Source organism: Colwellia sp. TT2012 (assembly GCF_001440345.1).
Classification (GTDB): Bacteria; Pseudomonadota; Gammaproteobacteria; order Enterobacterales; family Alteromonadaceae; genus Colwellia.
In genome coordinates, this window is the sequence record NZ_LJYX01000006.1 from 429,223 (window position 1) to 447,447 (window position 18,225).

The following is an 18,225-nucleotide window of genomic DNA, read 5'->3' on the forward strand; positions in this document are numbered from 1 at the left end:
CAATAAAATGTTAGTATGACGCGGTAATTTTTAGCCTTATTAGTATCGATAACTAATTATTCAAGGTTAATTGTTTTTTTTGAAGTAGAGCGGAGAACCCAATGATACCTGACCTGGTAGCAACCCAGATGCCTGAGCTTATACCTGAGCTTGGTCACATAGCCCTTATTATTGCTTTGGCATTTTCTATTTGCTTAAGCTTGATTCCGTTAATAGGTGTTCATAGCCAGGAGCAGAGTTCTTTAAAGAAGCTCATGACCTATGCTAGACCACTGGCCTACGGTATGTTTTTCTTTACCGGTATCAGTCTTGTTATTCTCGGCTACAGTTTTGTCATTGATGATTTCTCCGTTAAATATATTGCTAGTCATTCCAATACCCATTTACCCTATTATTTTAAAATAAGCGCCGTTTGGGGCGGTCATGAAGGCTCATTATTATTGTGGGTCTTCTCTTTAACCGCATGGACTGCTGCAGTTGCACGTTTCTCAAACGGTATTGAAGAAGAGTTTATCTCCCGTGTTTTAGCGGTAATGGGTATGATAGCCATAGGTTTTATCGCTTTTACCTTATTAACATCGAACCCATTTGAACGTTTATGGCCGAATGTACCCATGGAAGGTCGGGATTTAAACCCATTATTACAAGATGTTGGTTTAATTATCCACCCGCCATTACTCTATTTTGGCTATGTTGGTTTTGCTGTCGCTTTTGCTTTTGCCGTTGCCGCTTTAATGGCTGGCAAGATGGATGCCGCTTGGGCTCGTTGGTCTCGTCCTTGGACAGTTGGTGCTTGGACGTTCTTAACCATAGGTATCGCGCTAGGTAGTTGGTGGGCATACTATGAACTTGGCTGGGGTGGTTGGTGGTTCTGGGATCCCGTTGAAAATGCATCATTTATGCCTTGGCTTGTTGGTACGGCACTGATCCACTCTTTAGCGGTAACAGAAAAGCGTGGCATCTTTAAAAACTGGACTATTTTACTGGCAATATTTGCTTTTGGCTTAAGTTTATTAGGCACCTTTTTAGTACGCTCAGGGGTGATTACCTCGGTACACTCCTTTGCGGCCGATCCTGGTAGAGGTATCTTTATTTTAGTGCTGTTGGCGATAGCTATGGGCGGATCGTTAACCCTGTATGCCTTTAGAGCGAATAAAGTGGCGAGTTTTTCACGCTTTGCTTTTTACTCCCGAGAAACAGCATTATTATTGTGTAACGTCATTTTGGTTATTGCTACGGTAACCGTACTGCTTGGCACCTTGTATCCATTATTGGTTGATGCCTTAGGTTACGGAAAAATCTCAGTGGGTCCTCCTTATTTTAATGCCGTTTTTATCCCGATAATGAGTATTCTTTTCATCTTTATGGGGGTTGGTCCTTTAATTCGTTGGAAAAAAGCTAAAAAAGGCGAGTTACGTAAGCAATTATTTAAACCCTCGGTATTTAGTATTGCCTTTGGTTTAATGTTTCCAGTGGTTTATGGTGGCGAATTCAATGCCTTGGTGGCCATGGGGATTACCTTAGCAACTTGGGTTTTCTTAATCGTGGTTAAAGAAGTTAAAAATCAGTATCAATTAGCCGGTAAAATAACCACCAGTCATTTAGGTATGGCAACTGCGCACGCGGGTATTGCTATCACTATTGTTGGCGTCACCATCGTTTCCATGTATGAAAGTGAAACCAATGTAAAAATGTTCCTCAATGATAGAGTCACTGTTTCAGGTTATGAGATTGAGTTCAAAGGCATTAAACATGTCGAGGGGCCAAACTATAGTGCTGAGCAGGGACAAATCAATATCTATAAAATTAATGGTTCGGGCGAAAGTGACTTTGTTACTTTACTCCAACCTGAGCGTCGACAATACCGTGTGCAAACCATGGGCATGACTGAAGCAGGTATTGATGCCGGTTTATTTCGTGATGTCTATGTCGCCTTAGGTGATCCATTACCCGGTGGCGCTTGGGCAATACGTGTGCACTATAAGCCATTTGTTCGTTGGATTTGGTTAGGTGCTCTTTTCATGGGGCTTGGTGGTATTCTTTCAATACTTGATAAACGCTATCGCCGTAAAAATCCTGTAGTGGCTAAATCAGCGGTAGTGGCCGATGCACTTATTAATCCAGTAGCCATTTCACCTACCAGTACGGCAAAAGTGTCGGAGGCATAATGATGGGCCAGTTAATACGTTTTTTGCCGCTGATGTTAGTCATCGCTTTAGGTGTGGTGTTATATCGTGGCTTATCACTTAATCCCCAAGCTATGCCATCGGCATTAGTGGGCAAAACTATGCCAGATTTTGCACTGCAAACACTCATTAATAGTGACAAAGTGGTCACGCAAGCAGATCTGCTCGGTGATATTGTCTTAGTTAATGTTTGGGCGACTTGGTGTCCTACCTGTAAGTATGAACACCCCTATTTGGTTGATGTGGCAAAAGACCCTCAGGTTAAACTGTATGGCTTGAACTATAAAGATGAACGTGTTGCCGCACAGCAGTGGTTGCAGCATTATGAAGACCCCTATGTATTTTCTATTTTTGATGAAGAAGGGTCTTTAGGGCTTGATCTCGGTGTTTATGGTGCGCCGGAAACGTTTGTTATTGATCATCACGGTATTATTCGTAAGCGTTTTGCCGGTGCCATTGATACACAAGTATGGCGACGCGAATTTGCGCCATTAATTGCTCAGCTCATTGAAGAAAAAAAGCAGGGGAAATAACATGTATTTGATCAAACTAGTTGTACTTTTTTTGACCTTAGTCCTAAGCGTTAATCAGGTTGAAGCTAGCCCAGTAGATACTTATGAGTTTCGTGATGAAGTCACTAAAATTCGCTTTCAAGCGTTAACTAAAGAGTTACGCTGTCCTAAGTGTCAAAATCAAAATTTAGCCGGTTCCAATTCACCCATCGCGGCTGATTTGCGCAAAGAGCTTTATGAGTTATTGCAGCAAGGTAAAGCAGACAGTGAAATTGTCCACTTTATGGTAGAGCGCTATGGTGAGTTTGTTTTATATCGTCCAAGAGTCTCGGCTCTGACCTACGTATTATGGTTTGGTCCAGTACTCCTTATTTTGTTAGGTATTATTGTCGTTATTGTCGTTGTGCGGAGAAAACCAGTGGCCAAAGAAGTCTTGGTGTTAACAGCCGAGCAAGAAGATAAGTTGAAAAACTTATTAAATAATAAATAACAAATAACTCTTACCACTCGAACCATTAACAGAAGTAGTAGATAGCATTATGGAATTTTTAGTAATAAGCCTTATATTTTTAATTTTATTATTATTGATGGTATGGCGACCTTTCTTTAAACAGAAGAGCCAAGACGTTTGTCTAGAAAGTAACGTGCGTGATGAAACCAATGTGCGTTTATATCAGGAGCACAAAAAAGAGATAGAAAAGGACTATAGCGAAGGTGGTATTGATGAAGAAAATTATCAATACCTACTGGCTGAACTCAATCGTACTTTACTATACGATATTGAGCATAGTAGCAAAGAAGTAAATACTACTGCCCAGGTAAATAAGCCATATTCACCTTTATGGCCGTTAGGATTAAGTGTATTTATTCTTATTTTTTCTGTGGCGCTATATAACAAGCAAGGCAGCTACAAACTTATCACCGAATTACCTGCTGGCCATGGTCAGCAAGAAGCGCCGTCACAAGAGAAAATGCAACAGCAACGTGAAAATCAAGCCATGGCACATATTGAAAAGTTGCTACAGCATATTAAAGATAAACCACAAGATAGTGAAACTTGGTATAACTTAGGGCAAACTTATGTTGCTGTTGGCAACTTTGACGAAGCGATTGCGGCGTTTACCCAGGTGATCAACATTGAAGGGGAACACGCTGATTTATTGGGTGCTATTGCCCAAGCGCTTTATTATAAAAATGAGCAAAAAATTAATGGCCAAGTACAAGAATATATTGATAAAGCCTTAGCCCTTGATGTTAACGATCCCTCAACTAATATTTTACTCGGTATGCATAATTTTATTGGTGAAAATTATCAACAAGCCATTACTTATTGGCAGCGGGTCATTGATGCTAATAATCAAGGGGTCAATATTACCGCCCTGCAAGAGGCTGTAGCTGAGGCTAAAAGTAGACTCGGTATTTTAGGAACCCCGGTAAATAAAGCACAAGATAAGCCCATGACGGGACCACAATTAAAAGTCAGTGTTAGCTTATCGGATGATATTGCCGAACTGTTAGCGCAAGGAGAAGACCGGGTAGTCTTTATTTATGCAATACCGACAAATGGTCAACGTATGCCACTTGCTGCGGTTAAAATGAAAGCCAGTGATTTACCAACCGTCATTGTTTTAAACAACAGCCAAGCGATGAGCAGTGAGCATACTATCGGCAGTGTTGAAAAAGTACATGTCTATGCCATTGTTTCAATGCAAGGTGGTGTTGGCATTAAATCAGGGGACTATAAAGCGGAAGCGCTTGGTGTCGATGTTAACCGCAGTGAAACCCTTGAACTTATAGTGAATGAACTAGTTGAGTAGTCTGGTTGAGTAATTGCCCAGGGTAATTCAATAACTTAAAATAAGAAGAAAAGCCCAATGAAATCTCGCTTTAGTGCCGGTAAAAGAAATAACGATAACACTGATTTAGATAACAACAGTTCACTAACCGCGGTGTTATTAACTAACTTAGGTTCACCAGATGAACCCAACACTAGTGCCTTACGCCGTTATTTGCGAGAATTCTTATCAGATAGAAGGGTGGTTGAAATTCCACGCTTGCTCTGGCTTTTGATTTTACACGGTATTATTTTACGTATAAGACCGGCCAAGTCAGCTAAGTTATACCAAAGCATTTGGCGAGATGACGGCGCACCTTTGTTAACCATCACCGCCGCACAAAAAGAAAAATTAGCAATTAAAATCAAAGTGCAATACGGTGATAATGTCATTGTTGATTACGCCATGCGTTATGGCAAACCTTCAATTGCCAGTGTTATGCAGAAATTTCAGCAACAAGGTGTAGATAAAATAGTTGTCTTACCTTTGTATCCACAATATGCAGGGCCAACAACGGGCTCTACCTTTGATGCTTTAAGTAAAGAACTTAACCAATGGCGCTATGTGCCATCAATCTATTTTTTAAATACTTACCATCAAAACCCGCTTTATATTAAGGCGTTGACCAATACCATTGTTGAACATGTAAAAACGCATGGTAAGCCGGATACACTGGTTTTGTCTTATCACGGTATGCCAGAGTTGTTTCGCCAGTGGGGTGATCCCTATTATGATTTTTGTTTGCAAACGAGCCAGTTGTTAAAACAGCAATTATTAACCGGTGATATAGCCGCACAGTGTCACTTTAAAGAAGATGAAATAATCTCTACCTTTCAATCTCGCTTTGGTAAAGCGCAATGGCTACAACCTTATACCGATGAAATATTAGCTAGCTTACCCAAACAAGGTAATAAACATATTGCCATTATAAGTCCGGCCTTTAGTAGTGATTGCCTAGAAACGTTGGAAGAATTAGAACATGAAAACCGGGAAATATTTATGGCGGCAGGTGGCGAACACTACCATTATATTGCTGCACTAAACGATCGTGATGATCATATTGATGCCTTGTTTGATGTCTTAGTACCAGCACTAGGTCCGCCTGAGCTTAATTAATTCAGTTTAGCTGTGGGGTCAGTAACAAGTTAGCCATAAGACAATGCCCTTGCTAAGCTAGATTAAAATAGTATACTGTTTTTATATACAGTTATTTGGTGGTGGGTATTAAATGAGTAATCAGCGAAAAATAATTCACATTGATATGGACTGTTTTTATGCCGCCGTTGAAATGCGAGATTTTCCTGAGTACCGGAATATCCCACTGGCAGTAGGAGGTGATGGTCCTCGTAGCGTCTTGTGTACCAGTAACTATCAAGCACGTCAATTTGGCGTTCGTGCTGCCATGCCCGCTATCAAAGCAAAACAACTTTGCCCCGATCTGAAAATAGTCCATGGCCGCATGGACGTATACAAAGAAGCGTCTAAACATATAAGAGAAATATTCTCTCGCTATACCGACCTTATCGAGCCTTTATCCCTTGATGAGGCTTATCTTGATGTCACAGATGCAACTATGTGCCAGGGCAGTGCGACCCTAATTGCTGAAAAAATTAGAGCTGATATTTTTAATGAGTTAAATTTGACCGCATCGGCAGGCATTGCGCCAAATAAATTTTTGGCTAAAATTGCCAGTGATGAAAATAAGCCCAATGGCCAATGTGTCATCACCCCAGATAAAGTTGCTAATTTTGTCGAACAATTATCGCTAAAGAAAATACCCGGTATTGGACCTAAAACCTTTGCCAAGCTCAATCGCCATGGTTATGTAACCTGCGCGGACGTACGGCAAAGCAATATAAGAGCATTACAAAATATCGTTGGTAAATTTGCTAATAGTTTGTATTTAAAAGCTCATGGGGTCGATAATAGAGCTTTAGAGGTCAGCCGACAGCGAAAGTCACTCGCCATTGAAACAACACTAGCGCAAGATATTAATAGCCAAGATGAGTGCCAGCTCGTTATTGAGTCGTTATATCAAAAACTACTAACTCGATTGGCACCACACAGTAATAGGGAAATTATTAGGCAGGGAGTAAAGCTTAAGTTTGCTGATTTTAATCAAACTACAGTTGAGACACAGAGCAATGAATGTCAGCAAGCCCTTTTCTTTAGCTTACTGTCAAAGGCCTATGGTAGAGCAAATAAACGCGGTATCCGCCTTGTTGGTTTAACCTTAGGTTTTGCTGATAATCCAAGTGAAAGTCAGCAGTTGTTGCTTTCGCTATAGTGTTTTTTGTGTTGAAGATATAACGTTGAAAAAACGGCATTCCCTTGCGCAGTCGGTTTAATTAGCAAGGTGAGATCACTCGTTACTTGAAATATAACAAAACCTTAAGCAACGATACTTTTTGTCGATAGATATTGATAGGGCCTTTAAAACCTTATTAGAAAAAAGCTAATTAAGTGAAGAGTGTTTTTGCTGTCAACCGTTGTCGGTATCAGACTAAACGTGGTTATGGCTGTTTTTACCTCGTCAATCAACTTCAACAAAAGACTGTCTGCACAACAATTACCCAAAAAGTGCGTAAAAGTTGTGAAATTGATTGGTATCTTCAAGCCTTGCTTGCGTATAATATGCGTTTTGGCGCCAAGTGTGCTGTTGATGAAAACATTGATAGCAAGCTTGATCAAATACAGCACAAAAAGAACAAGCCAAGAATGTTCGATTTCTACAATACCGCGCTTATGTCAGTGATGAACTTATAGCGGTATAGACTGAATTCAGTATGTAGAACCATAATTAGAATAAACCCAGAATTTTAATAGACCTAAATCGATTTGTTGAGTATCCCATGATTAAAAGCACCGCCGAAGTCCGTCAGGCATTTTTAGATTTCTTTGCCACCAAACAACATCAAATAGTTAAAAGTAGCTCATTAGTACCAGGGAATGATGCCACGTTATTGTTTACCAATGCGGGAATGGTGCCTTTTAAAGATGTCTTTATAGGCGCAGAAAAACGTAGTTATACCCGAGCAACGTCAGCACAACGTTGTGTACGTGCGGGTGGTAAACATAATGATTTAGAAAATGTCGGCTATACCGCCCGTCATCATACCTTTTTTGAAATGATGGGTAACTTTAGTTTTGGTGATTATTTTAAAGAAGAAGCGATTAGCTATGCTTGGGAGTTTTTAACCGTTACGTTGGGCATACCAAAGGAAAAACTACTGGTCACTGTTTATGAAAGTGATGCCGAGGCTTTTGCTTATTGGAAAGATGAAATAGGTATTCCAGTAGAAAAAATAATTCGTATAGGTGATAAGTCTGCAGATAAAAAGTTTGAGTCTGATAATTTTTGGTCTATGGGCGATACAGGACCTTGTGGTCCTTGCTCTGAAATATTTTATGATCACGGCGCAAATATTTTTGGTGGACCTCCAGGCTCTCCCGATGAAGAAGGCGATCGTTTTATCGAAATTTGGAACATAGTATTCATGCAATATAATCGTCAAAGTGACGGTACTATGCAACCATTACCTAACCCATCAATAGATACTGGTATGGGCTTAGAGCGTATTGCTGCCATCATGCAAAATGTGCATAGCAACTACGAAATAGATATTTTCCAAGCGCTTATTAAAGATACCGCGGCCTTACTTAACTGTAGCGATCTTGAACATAAATCGCTACGTGTTATTAGTGATCATATACGTGCATGTAGCTTTTTAATTGTTGATGGTGTGGTGCCATCAAATGAAGGCCGTGGTTATGTGCTACGCCGTATCATTCGCCGTGCTATTCGTCATGGCCATAAATTGGCAGCGAAAGGGCATTTCTTCCATAAAATTGTTGCCTCTTTAGTTAGCCAAATGGGTGAAGCTTACCCAGAATTAGTGCAGCAACAAGCGATTATAGAAAAATTATTACGCATAGAAGAAGAGCAATTTGGTCGTACACTCGATCGAGGCATGATTTTACTAGAAGATATTCTTAGCAATTTATCGGGTGATACCATCAAGGGTGATGATGTCTTTAAATTATATGATACTTATGGTTTTCCTATCGATTTAACCGCAGATATTGCCCGCGAACGACAGTTAAAGGTTGATCATGATGGCTTTGATAAAGCCATGGCGCAACAGCGCAAACGGGCCCAAAAAGCGAGTCAATTTGGTACTGATTATAATCAGCAGCTTAAATCTGATCACAAAACTGCTTTTAAAGGTTATGACAATGATTCATATTCTGCGACCGTGGTGGAATTATTCAATAACCAAGACCAAGAGCCAGTACAGCAATTAAATTCAGGTGAGCAGGGTATTGTCATTCTAGATCACACGCCCTTTTATGCAGAATCAGGTGGCCAGGTAGGTGATAGTGGTTTATTACACCTAGATGGCGGTGTCTTTGAAGTAACGGATACGGTTAAGTTAGGTAATGCCTTTGCTCATAGAGGCACAGCGCGGACAGATATTGGATTAAATCGACGGGTAAAAGCGGAGATTAATGTTGAACGCCGAGCCGCTATTATTAAAAACCATACCGCGACCCATTTATTACATGCCGCATTACGAAAAGTTCTCGGTGAACATGTCACGCAAAAAGGGTCCTTATGTGACACCGATAAATTACGGTTTGATTTTTCTCATTTTGAAGGTGTTACCGCAGAAGAATTACATGCGGTTGAGCAAATGGTTAATGATGAAATTCGTCGTAACCACTCTAGGAAAACTGAGTCAATGTACATCGAAGCAGCTAAAGAAAAAGGTGCCATGGCACTCTTTGGTGAAAAATATGATGATGAAGTACGTGTGGTAACTCTGGGCGATTTTTCAATAGAGTTATGTGGCGGTGTCCATGTTAATAGAACGGGTGATATTGGTTTATTGAAAATTGTTTCTGAATCGGGTATCGCTGCAGGTGTTCGTCGTATCGAAGCGGTTACTGCTACTGGTGCACTTGCTTTTATTAATCAACAAACCGCCTCTTTAACAAATATTGCCGCGCTGGTTAAAAGTGATGTGGCTAATGTTACCAGCAAAGTAGAGCTACTTGTTGGTCGCTCTAAGCAGCTTGAAAAGGAAATCGGGCAATTAAAACAGGAGCTTGCTGCACAAGCAGGCTCTGATTTAGTTAATAACGTGATTGAAATTAATGGCGTTAAAGTGCTCATTGCTGATTTAGGTGGAGTAGAGAGTAAAGCACTTCGTGGCATGGTCGATGAACTTAAAAACAAAATGCAATCAGGTGTTATTCTGCTTGCCACCGCTAATGGCGCTAAAGTGGGCTTAATTGCCGGCGTAACAAAAGATTTAGTTGGCCGAGTTAAAGCGGGTGAACTGGTTAATATGGTGGCGCAGCAGGTCGGTGGTAAAGGTGGCGGTCGTCCCGATATGGCGCAAGCGGGTGGCAGTCAGCCGGAGAATATTACCTCGGCCCTGGCAAGTGTGTCTGTATGGTTGACAGAAAAATTAGCTTAAATGTTAGCTAAAATAGCTAGTAGTAATTAATTACTAGCTTAAGGACGTTAAAAAGGAAGCATTTGCTTCCTTTTTTGTTTTCATTCTATCTTATAAAAGTGTTATAAAAATGTTATTTATCACCTCAAATACAATTCATTTGGCTGTGTTGTAGTTAGCGGTTTGAATGAAGTGGTCATTATCATAACCTATTGATTTTATAAAGAGTGTTGTTGATGTGATAAAACACCCTTCACAAGCATGACGGTATATGGATATACCTTATTAGACAGTGCAGGAGCACACTGTCCTGATGCTTGTGCAGAGCCCCATGGAGGGATTATGTTCAGGACGAACGGTAATCGCGGTGACAGACGTTACAAGGATGTAACTTATTAGACAATGCAGGAGCATATTGTCCTGATGTCAATGAGCGTGTATGCGTCTCGCTTGTTTACTCACCCACACTAAGCTACAACAGAACCATTCATTTGTTGTTGCTGACAAAAAGAAACCATAAAATTACAGATAATCACAGCGTTGGCAGTTAAATTAGATTTTAAAGGTATTCAAGGATATGGAAAACTTGTTAAAATATGAACGATAGATGTAGTAATAAAGTCGTTTGTTGCTTATTATCGACGGTTCATTGAAAACTATCATCGGATATGGTGTTTTTAGTGAATAATGACTTTTTAAAGAAAATTGACTATTAGTTATAGTGGATGGATTAAAAAGTAACTAATTTAATATATTACTAGCTTATATATATTTATTTAGTGATCTCACTTTAAATGATAAGGAAGAAAATATGCTTATATTAACACGACGCGTAGGCGAAACATTAATGATTGGTGATGAAGTCACCGTTACTGTTTTAGGCGTTAAAGGAAATCAGGTAAGAATAGGTGTTAATGCGCCAAAAGAAATCTCAGTGCATCGTGAAGAAATTTACATTCGTATCCAAGCCGAAAAAGGTGATGCTGAAGTTTCAGGCAATAAAGTTTAACCGTTCACTTGTTATTAAGTGGATTATTAGAGTATTGACAGAAAATCGTTATGTATAAAGTTATATATAACTGTTAAAAAAACACCGCTTAAGCGGTGTTTTTTTATCTCTACGCTTGGTAAATGATTAAAAAATAGTGCAATTGCATAAATTGTCAGCAAACAGTGATTTATCCTAAATAAATGCTAGAAATTGTTTGACTTATTTTTAGGATCCATTATTATTCGCACCCATTGGAGAGGTGGCCTAGTTGCCAAAGACGCTTACCTGCTAAGGGAGTATCTGCTTAACCCCAGATTGAGTTGTTTTTCTAAAGTTGATTTTAATGAACATTAGAACTTGAAGATGAAAGGTAAAATATTGGTGAGGTGGCCGAGTGGCCGAAGGCGCTCCCCTGCTAAGGGAGTAACGGCTTTAAATCCGTTCGAGAGTTCGAATCTCTCCCTCACCGCCATTTTATCTTAGGATAAACAATGGTTGTGAAGAACGAAAGTTCACTATCTTTAGACTAAGATATAAAACATAGTTTATGAGGACTTTTTCTAGCGGTATAGATTATATCTGATGGCAAAGAACAGGTTCGAATATCGATAAGTAACGATATAAAACATAACTTAATTGAGGGCGCGTAGCTCAGCTGGATAGAGTACCTGGCTACGAACCAGGCGGTCGCAGGTTCGACTCCTGCCGCGCCCACCACTTTCTTTATGTGGTTAAATAATGAAGAGCAGCTATTGTTAAAGCTGGATAAAATTTATACTTTGGGCGCGTAGCTCAGCTGGATAGAGTACCTGGCTACGAACCAGGCGGTCGCAGGTTCGACTCCTGCCGCGCCCACCACTTTCTTCATGTGGTAAAATAAAGAAGAGCAGCTATTGTTAAAGCTGGATAAAATTTATACTTTGGGCGCGTAGCTCAGCTGGATAGAGTACCTGGCTACGAACCAGGCGGTCGCAGGTTCGACTCCTGCCGCGCCCACCACATTTCTACACTATGTAGACATAAAAAACCTAGCTTTTGCTAGGTTTTTTTATGCCTGAAATAATCTAAACATCCTTTTTTATACAGTAGGCGCGTAGCTCAGCTGGATAGACTTACCTATATAGAAAGTTGGCTACGAAACTAAATCCCTTTCGGTCACAGGTTCGACTCCTGCCGCGCCCACCACTTTTCTACTTAAGTAGATATAAAACAACCGAGTTTTGCTAGGTTTTTTTATGCCTGAAATAATCTGAACATCCTTTTTATACAGTAGGCGCGTAGCTCAGCTGGATAGACTTACCTATCTAGAAAGTTGGCTACGAAACTGAATCCCTTTCGGTCGCAGGTTCGACTCCTGCCGCGCCCACCACTTTTCTACTTAAGTAGATATAAAACAACCGAGTTTTGCTAGGTTTTTTTATGTCTGAAATAGACTGATATCCTTTTAATACACTCAAGTTTATTAAAAAAGGGTTGATACTATTGATACCTAGCTCGGCTGGTTAGACTTATGTCGAATAGAAAACCGGCTACGACAAATCCCACCCTTTATGCATCAAGTGGTCGCAGGTTCGACTCCTATCAGAGCTCAACTACCTTGGCTTGTTGGCATCAATTAACTTGGACCATATCTCTATCTCTCTTGGTAAAGTGCTCCAGGTTCGACTACTGCCAGGCTCACCACACCGAAAGTCTGACCTTATATGTATGGTGCTTTTTTCCTTTTAGTATCAAAGCGGGGGCTAGCTAGCAAAATGCTGTTGAACTTAGCTGATTAGCATTATGTAAAATAGAACGATGGCTACAAAACTGAATCACGCACTATACCCGTTACCATTCAAAGTGCTCTGAAACATGCATCTTGAATGGTAATGGGTATATATCTCTTGGATAAAGTGCTTCAGGTTCGACTGCTGCCACATCCACCCTTCATAGTCCGTAATCTTTAGCAATATACCTACTTAAGCTTTTTATTAACCAAGCTGAAATCATTGTTAATGCTTGGTTGATATTTAAGTAAAATAAAAAATATATTTCATAATAATAACAACTTAGCAACAAACTAAAGTCATTATATAGTCAATTCATGGTGGAATTTATTCGATTATCAAGGCCAAATATTTATCAATCGCGGGTTAGTTATCGGTGTTATAACGCAGAGAATCGGATAAAGAGGGTTTGGAGTAAGTGCGGCTTAGGCAGGATTTAGATTTTACTCTATTAAATCTGAGCGCTGTTAAATTATCGCTTCATCAGGTGGCTAAACTTGCCACTGTGTTCTCATTAAAATAAAGGTATGTTAGTATATAAAACGAGCAAATCATGTCTGTTTTATACTACGTAGAACGGTTGTTTTTGTGTTACCTACCCATTATTTCGTATATATATTCCATAATATGAATGACGAAATCCATTTTGTATATCGTATACCATATGTGGTTATCTTTTGATGAATGCCTATATTCATGGTTTTAATACTGTATACAATATATAAAGTATGCAAAATTCCGGCTGTTTTTCTACTGTTTCGCTGCTGTTACGATGAATATTCGTTGTTTTGGGGGTTGATCTTAAATTATTTTTATGAAACATAATAAAATTATTTGCTTTTTAGCTATTGGAGTGATTATTCTAATTACAAGAAATTACAGTCAGTTCAAGCGAGAATAAAGATGGACAATATGCAGCAGCAGTTTTTAGAAGCTGGCACACTAATGTTAGCCGGAATGGTCTTTGTATTTGTATTTTTAAGTATGTTAATTATTTTTATTAATACAGTGCTGGCAAAATTGGCAATAAGATTTCCAGATCCTATCGTAAAACCGTCTTCTCGGGCTAATAAAAAGAGCAAGAGTAACAGCAAAAATCATGGTGATATTTCACCTGGTGTTGTTGCGGCAATAAGCGGGGCGGTTAAACGCTATCGCGCACAGCATGGTCAAGATAAGTAATTTTAATCTTAGATAATACTCTTCCTCAAAAACATTTTTTAAAAATATATAAGGGCATAAACATGAGCAAGCCACTAGGTATAACTGAAGTTGTCTTAAGAGATGGACACCAGTCAATTTTAGCAACTAGACTACGTTTGGCGGACATGCTACCTATAGCTTCGACACTTGATGACGTTGGCTATTGGTCAATAGAGTCATGGGGCGGAGCAACATTTGATTCGTGTATTAGATATTTAGGTGAAGATCCTTGGCATCGTCTTCGTGCCCTTAAAAAAGCGATGCCTAAAACCAAGCAGCAAATGTTATTTCGCGGTCAAAATATTTTAGGTTATCGTCATTATGCTGATGATGTTGTGGAAAAATTTGTTGAACGTGCTCACATCAATGGTATTGATGTCTTTCGTATCTTCGACGCCATGAATGATGTGCGTAACCTACAAACCTCAATCAAAGCCGCGGTTAAAGTAGGTGCACATGCTCAAGGTACACTCTGTTATACCGAAAGCCCAGTGCATACGCTTGACGGTTGGCTAACAATGGCCAAACAAATCGAAGATATGGGTGCACACTCTTTGTGTATTAAAGACATGTCTGGCTTATTAAAACCATACGATGCCGAAGAACTGATTAGTCGCTTGAAAGAAACTGTTTCATTACCTATTGCCCTACACTGTCATGCGACAACGGGCTTAAGTGTTGCCACGCAAATGAAAGCGATTGATTGTGATATTGATGTTATAGACACTTCAATTTCTTCAATGAGTATGACTTACGGCCATTCTGCAACGGAAACTATTGCTGCTATTGTTGAAGGTGGTCCTAGAGCTACCGGACTTAATATTGAGAAAATGGCGGAAGTTGCCGCATACTTTCGTGATGTAAGAGAAAAATATGCTGAATTTGAAGGCAGCTTAAAAGGTGTAGATGCTCGTATTTTAACGGCGCAAGTGCCTGGTGGCATGTTAACCAACATGGAAAGCCAGTTAAAAGAACAGGGCGCGGCTGATAAATTTGATGAAGTATTAATTGAAATACCGAAAGTACGTAAAGACTTAGGTTATATTCCTTTAGTTACCCCGACCTCACAAATTGTTGGTACTCAAGCGGTACTTAATATTTTAACGGGTGAACGTTACAAATCGATAACCAAAGAAACTGCTGGGGTGTTAAAAGGTGAATATGGTGCAACAGCCGCACCCGTTAACTTAGAGCTACAAACACGAGTTTTGGATGGTAAAGCTGTGATCACTTGTCGTCCGGCTGATTTACTTGATCCTGAGGTTGACAAATTATCAGAAGAGCTACAAATTATCGCCAAAGAAAAAGGCATAAGCTTAGCGGATGAAATTATTGATGATGTCTTAACCTATGCATTATTTCCACAAATCGGCTTGAAATTCTTAGAAAATCGCAACAATCCAGCGGCATTTGAACCTATTCCTACTAAAGCCAATGCAGCGAGCAAAGTGGTTAGTGACACAAACTCTGCCACGGCAACTGAAAGCTATGCTGTGAGCGTTGATGGCAAGGTTTATGATGTAGTAGTTGCGCCTGGTGGCTCTATTGAAGCCATAACTCATCCAGCGGGTGATGATGCTATGAAGCAATTTACGTCTATTTCAGCGGAAGAAACGCTCAATGCTCCCTTAGCAGGTAACATCTTTAAGGTCTTAGTCAATGAAGGCGACCATGTAGAAGCGGATGAAGTGGTTATCATTATGGAAGCCATGAAAATGGAAACTGAAATTCGCGCGGTAAGTGCCGGTGAAATTGTATCGGTATTTACCAAAGAAGGTGACTCAGTTGCTGTTGGTGATGCCTTACTTAGCTTTTCTTAGGAATTATCATGGATTCATTAACTAAATTATGGCTATCAACTGGCTTAGCTAACTTTGAGTTAGGTCAGGTGGTGATGATGTTAGTGGGCTGCGGCCTGCTTTATTTAGCGATCGCTAGAAACTTTGAGCCGTTATTATTATTGCCTATGGGTTTTGGTGCTATCTTAACCAATATCCCTGTTGCCGGCTTTTCAGAGGTCGGTGGTTTATTACACTATATATATTACGCTGGTATTGATACGGGGATATTTCCTTTAATTATCTTTATGGGTGTTGGTGCTATGACCGACTTTGGCGCCTTAATCGCTAACCCTAAAACTTTATTACTTGGAGCTGCCGCCCAGTTTGGTATTTTTGCTACCTTGTTTGGCGCCATTGCCTTGAATTACGTTCCCGGTATTGAATTTACCTTAAAAGATGCTTCTGCTATTGCTATTATTGGTGGTGCTGATGGTCCAACTGCTATCTTTCTTGCTTCAAAACTAGCACCTGATTTACTTGGTGCCATTGCTGTGGCTGCCTATTCGTATATGGCCTTAGTTCCTATTATTCAGCCGCCAATCATGCGCGCACTAACCACAGAAGCCGAACGTAAAATAGAAATGGCACAGCTACGACACGTAACTAAAATAGAGAAAATTATTTTTCCTCTGGGTGTTTTAATGATGACAATTTTCTTCTTGCCTGCGGCAACACCATTAGTGGGTATGTTTTGTTTAGGTAACTTAATGCGTGAAGTAGGGGTTGTTGATAGGTTGAGTAGTACTGCGCAAAATGAACTTATTAATATTACTACTATCTTTCTCGGTTTAGGTGTTGGTTCAAAACTCAGTGCTGAAGATTTCTTAAATGTTGAAACCATAGGTATTCTACTTTTAGGCGCGGTGGCTTTTTCAATTGGAACCGCTTCTGGTGTCATAATGGCTAAGATTATGAATAAGTTCTCTAAAGACCCTATTAATCCTCTTATTGGCGCGGCAGGTGTTTCCGCTGTCCCTATGGCGGCACGTGTTGCTAATAAACTTGGCTTAGAGGCTAACCCACATAACTTCTTGCTGATGCATGCCATGGGGCCAAATGTGGCCGGTGTACTTGGCTCTGCTGTTGCTGCTGGGGTGTTGTTGGCTCTAGTTGGCTAGCCGAAAAATAACCGGTGACATTAATTGAAAACCGAGCCTTGCTCGGTTTTTTTTATGGTGCTACTGACTAGTATATTGTTGGTCATATACCCATTATCATTCAAAGTGCTCGATTTCAGTGGGAATTAAAAGGGCTTTAGGCAAGGGAAATTAGGCAAGGGAAATAATTGAAGCATAGTCATTCTATGGTTTAATTATTTAACGCGGTATAAAGTCATTTTAAACCCATCGAAGAAGCGTTTGAGCAACATCACTTTATCGTTGCTGTAACTCATAATGGAACAACCATTATTTCATCACAGCGCCTTGAATTGAAATGGATCAAGCACTCTGAAACATGCCTCTTGAATGGTAACGGGTATAGTAATAAAATAGGCATTACTTACCATTTAAGGATTATATAAGTTAGTCATGAAACTTCCTCTCATTATGCTTAGCGTATTAATTGCGCTTACCGCTTGTTCTAGTTCAAGCACAGGTCGCACCCAAGTGATGTTATTTTCAGATAGCGAACTCGATAAAATGGGCGCCGCTTCCTTCGAAGAGTTGAAAAATAAAACGCCGATTAGTACGGATAAAGCTACCAATGATTTTGTGCAATGTGTTGCTAAAGCGATCACTAAAAATGTGCCGCAATCCGTGCATAAAGGTGATTGGGAAGTGGTTGTTTTTGACTCTGCACAAGTCAATGCCTTTGCTTTACCCGGTGGTAAAATAGGTATTTATACCGGTATTTTAACTGTTACTGAAAACCAAGATCAGTTAGGGGCAATTATCGGTCATGAGGTTGGCCATGTTATTGAACATCATTCTAATGAGCGTTTATCAGCCAATAAGCTAAAAAATATGGGTATGGCTGCGGCAACTGCCGCGGTAGGGATGTCTGATGTGGAGAATAAAGGCCTATGGATGGCAGGGTTAGGACTTGGCCTACAGTACGGTATTATTATGCCATATAGTCGTGCTCATGAAAGTGAAGCCGATATTGTTGGTCAAGATCTTATGGCTCGTTCGGGCTTTGAACCCAGTGCGAGTATTAAGCTCTGGCAAAATATGGCTAAACTAAGTGCAGGCTCTAGCCAAGGATCGCCCGCAGAATTTATGTCGACTCATCCATCCAATCAAACACGCATTAAGCAACTAAGCCAGCATTTATCGAGTTCGATGAAGCTTTATCAGGCAAGCAATAGGCCAAATTGCCAAAAACCTAAGGTCATTCCGCTAGCCAAGTCATAAGCCAGCAATTTCAGCATTCGCTAGTAAGGCAGCTCTCATTGGCAAATGCTAATTTTACTTATTGATTGTCTA

General features: G+C 40.1%; 13 protein-coding genes and 4 tRNA genes. All 17 read left to right on the plus strand.

The window, feature by feature from the left end:
* Positions 1–128 precede the first annotated feature (128 nt).
* Positions 129–2,168: a heme lyase CcmF/NrfE family subunit gene (locus ASU03_RS03575; RefSeq protein WP_057830986.1), complete on the plus strand. Its 2,040-nt coding sequence runs from the start codon at positions 129–131 to the stop codon at positions 2,166–2,168.
* A gap of 2 nt (positions 2,169–2,170) precedes the next feature.
* Complete coding sequence (locus tag ASU03_RS03580; protein ID WP_057830504.1) at positions 2,171–2,719, plus strand: DsbE family thiol:disulfide interchange protein; 549 nt, start codon at positions 2,171–2,173, stop codon at positions 2,717–2,719.
* 1 nt (position 2,720) lies between these two features.
* Positions 2,721–3,188, plus strand: coding sequence for a cytochrome c-type biogenesis protein (locus tag ASU03_RS03585; RefSeq protein ID WP_082627128.1), 468 nt, complete (start codon positions 2,721–2,723; stop codon positions 3,186–3,188).
* A 49-nt stretch (positions 3,189–3,237) separates the two neighbouring features.
* The gene (ccmI, locus tag ASU03_RS03590; RefSeq protein WP_057830505.1) at positions 3,238–4,515 is read left to right on the plus strand and encodes a c-type cytochrome biogenesis protein CcmI; all 1,278 of its coding nucleotides are present in this window, start codon (positions 3,238–3,240) and stop codon (positions 4,513–4,515) included.
* A gap of 57 nt (positions 4,516–4,572) precedes the next feature.
* Positions 4,573–5,649 carry a ferrochelatase gene (gene hemH / locus ASU03_RS03595; RefSeq protein ID WP_057830506.1) on the plus strand — a complete coding sequence of 359 codons (1,077 nt, stop codon included), beginning with the start codon at positions 4,573–4,575 and terminating at the stop codon, positions 5,647–5,649.
* Between the two features lie 112 nt (positions 5,650–5,761).
* On the plus strand, positions 5,762–6,820 hold the full coding sequence (gene dinB, locus ASU03_RS03600) for a DNA polymerase IV (RefSeq protein WP_057830507.1): 1,059 nt from the start codon (positions 5,762–5,764) through the stop codon (positions 6,818–6,820).
* A gap of 176 nt (positions 6,821–6,996) precedes the next feature.
* On the plus strand, positions 6,997–7,299 hold the full coding sequence (locus tag ASU03_RS03605) for a hypothetical protein (protein ID WP_057830508.1): 303 nt from the start codon (positions 6,997–6,999) through the stop codon (positions 7,297–7,299).
* Positions 7,300–7,385: 86 nt separating this feature from the next.
* A complete protein-coding gene (gene alaS / locus ASU03_RS03610) occupies positions 7,386–10,016 on the plus strand; it encodes an alanine--tRNA ligase (protein WP_057830509.1) in 2,631 nt (876 codons plus the stop codon).
* Positions 10,017–10,806: 790 nt separating this feature from the next.
* Entirely contained in the window at positions 10,807–11,004 is a 198-nt protein-coding gene (gene csrA, locus ASU03_RS03615; protein WP_057830510.1) for a carbon storage regulator CsrA, read from the plus strand.
* A gap of 362 nt (positions 11,005–11,366) precedes the next feature.
* Positions 11,367–11,458, plus strand: a tRNA-Ser gene (locus ASU03_RS03620).
* A gap of 168 nt (positions 11,459–11,626) precedes the next feature.
* A tRNA-Arg gene (locus ASU03_RS03625) sits at positions 11,627–11,703 on the plus strand.
* A 64-nt stretch (positions 11,704–11,767) separates the two neighbouring features.
* Positions 11,768–11,844 (plus strand) — tRNA-Arg (locus ASU03_RS03630).
* Between the two features lie 64 nt (positions 11,845–11,908).
* Positions 11,909–11,985: transfer RNA gene (locus tag ASU03_RS03635), tRNA-Arg, on the plus strand.
* 1,682 nt (positions 11,986–13,667) lie between these two features.
* Positions 13,668–13,937: an OadG family protein gene (locus tag ASU03_RS03650; RefSeq protein ID WP_231731479.1), complete on the plus strand. Its 270-nt coding sequence runs from the start codon at positions 13,668–13,670 to the stop codon at positions 13,935–13,937.
* A gap of 62 nt (positions 13,938–13,999) precedes the next feature.
* Positions 14,000–15,778 (plus strand): sodium-extruding oxaloacetate decarboxylase subunit alpha, encoded by a 1,779-nt coding sequence (gene oadA, locus ASU03_RS03655; RefSeq protein ID WP_057830512.1) that lies wholly within the window; start codon positions 14,000–14,002, stop codon positions 15,776–15,778.
* A gap of 8 nt (positions 15,779–15,786) precedes the next feature.
* Positions 15,787–16,917 (plus strand): sodium ion-translocating decarboxylase subunit beta, encoded by a 1,131-nt coding sequence (locus ASU03_RS03660; RefSeq protein WP_057830513.1) that lies wholly within the window; start codon positions 15,787–15,789, stop codon positions 16,915–16,917.
* 411 nt (positions 16,918–17,328) lie between these two features.
* Positions 17,329–18,153: a M48 family metallopeptidase gene (locus ASU03_RS03665; protein WP_057830514.1), complete on the plus strand. Its 825-nt coding sequence runs from the start codon at positions 17,329–17,331 to the stop codon at positions 18,151–18,153.
* The last annotated feature ends 72 nt before the right edge of the window (positions 18,154–18,225 follow it).

Excerpts from the sequence above, each read along its gene's own strand:
- ASU03_RS03575 (WP_057830986.1), top strand. The coding sequence starts at position 129 with ATGCCTGAGCTTATACCTGAGCTTGGTCACATAGCCCTTATTATTGCT.
- ASU03_RS03580 (WP_057830504.1), top strand. The coding sequence starts at position 2,171 with ATGGGCCAGTTAATACGTTTTTTGCCGCTGATGTTAGTCATCGCTTTA.
- ASU03_RS03585 (WP_082627128.1), top strand. The coding sequence starts at position 2,721 with ATGTATTTGATCAAACTAGTTGTACTTTTTTTGACCTTAGTCCTAAGC.
- ccmI (WP_057830505.1), top strand. The coding sequence starts at position 3,238 with ATGGAATTTTTAGTAATAAGCCTTATATTTTTAATTTTATTATTATTG.
- hemH (WP_057830506.1), top strand. The coding sequence starts at position 4,573 with ATGAAATCTCGCTTTAGTGCCGGTAAAAGAAATAACGATAACACTGAT.
- dinB (WP_057830507.1), top strand. The coding sequence starts at position 5,762 with ATGAGTAATCAGCGAAAAATAATTCACATTGATATGGACTGTTTTTAT.
- alaS (WP_057830509.1), top strand. The coding sequence starts at position 7,386 with ATGATTAAAAGCACCGCCGAAGTCCGTCAGGCATTTTTAGATTTCTTT.
- csrA (WP_057830510.1), top strand. The coding sequence starts at position 10,807 with ATGCTTATATTAACACGACGCGTAGGCGAAACATTAATGATTGGTGAT.
- ASU03_RS03650 (WP_231731479.1), top strand. The coding sequence starts at position 13,668 with ATGCAGCAGCAGTTTTTAGAAGCTGGCACACTAATGTTAGCCGGAATG.
- oadA (WP_057830512.1), top strand. The coding sequence starts at position 14,000 with ATGAGCAAGCCACTAGGTATAACTGAAGTTGTCTTAAGAGATGGACAC.
- ASU03_RS03660 (WP_057830513.1), top strand. The coding sequence starts at position 15,787 with ATGGATTCATTAACTAAATTATGGCTATCAACTGGCTTAGCTAACTTT.
- ASU03_RS03665 (WP_057830514.1), top strand. The coding sequence starts at position 17,329 with ATGAAACTTCCTCTCATTATGCTTAGCGTATTAATTGCGCTTACCGCT.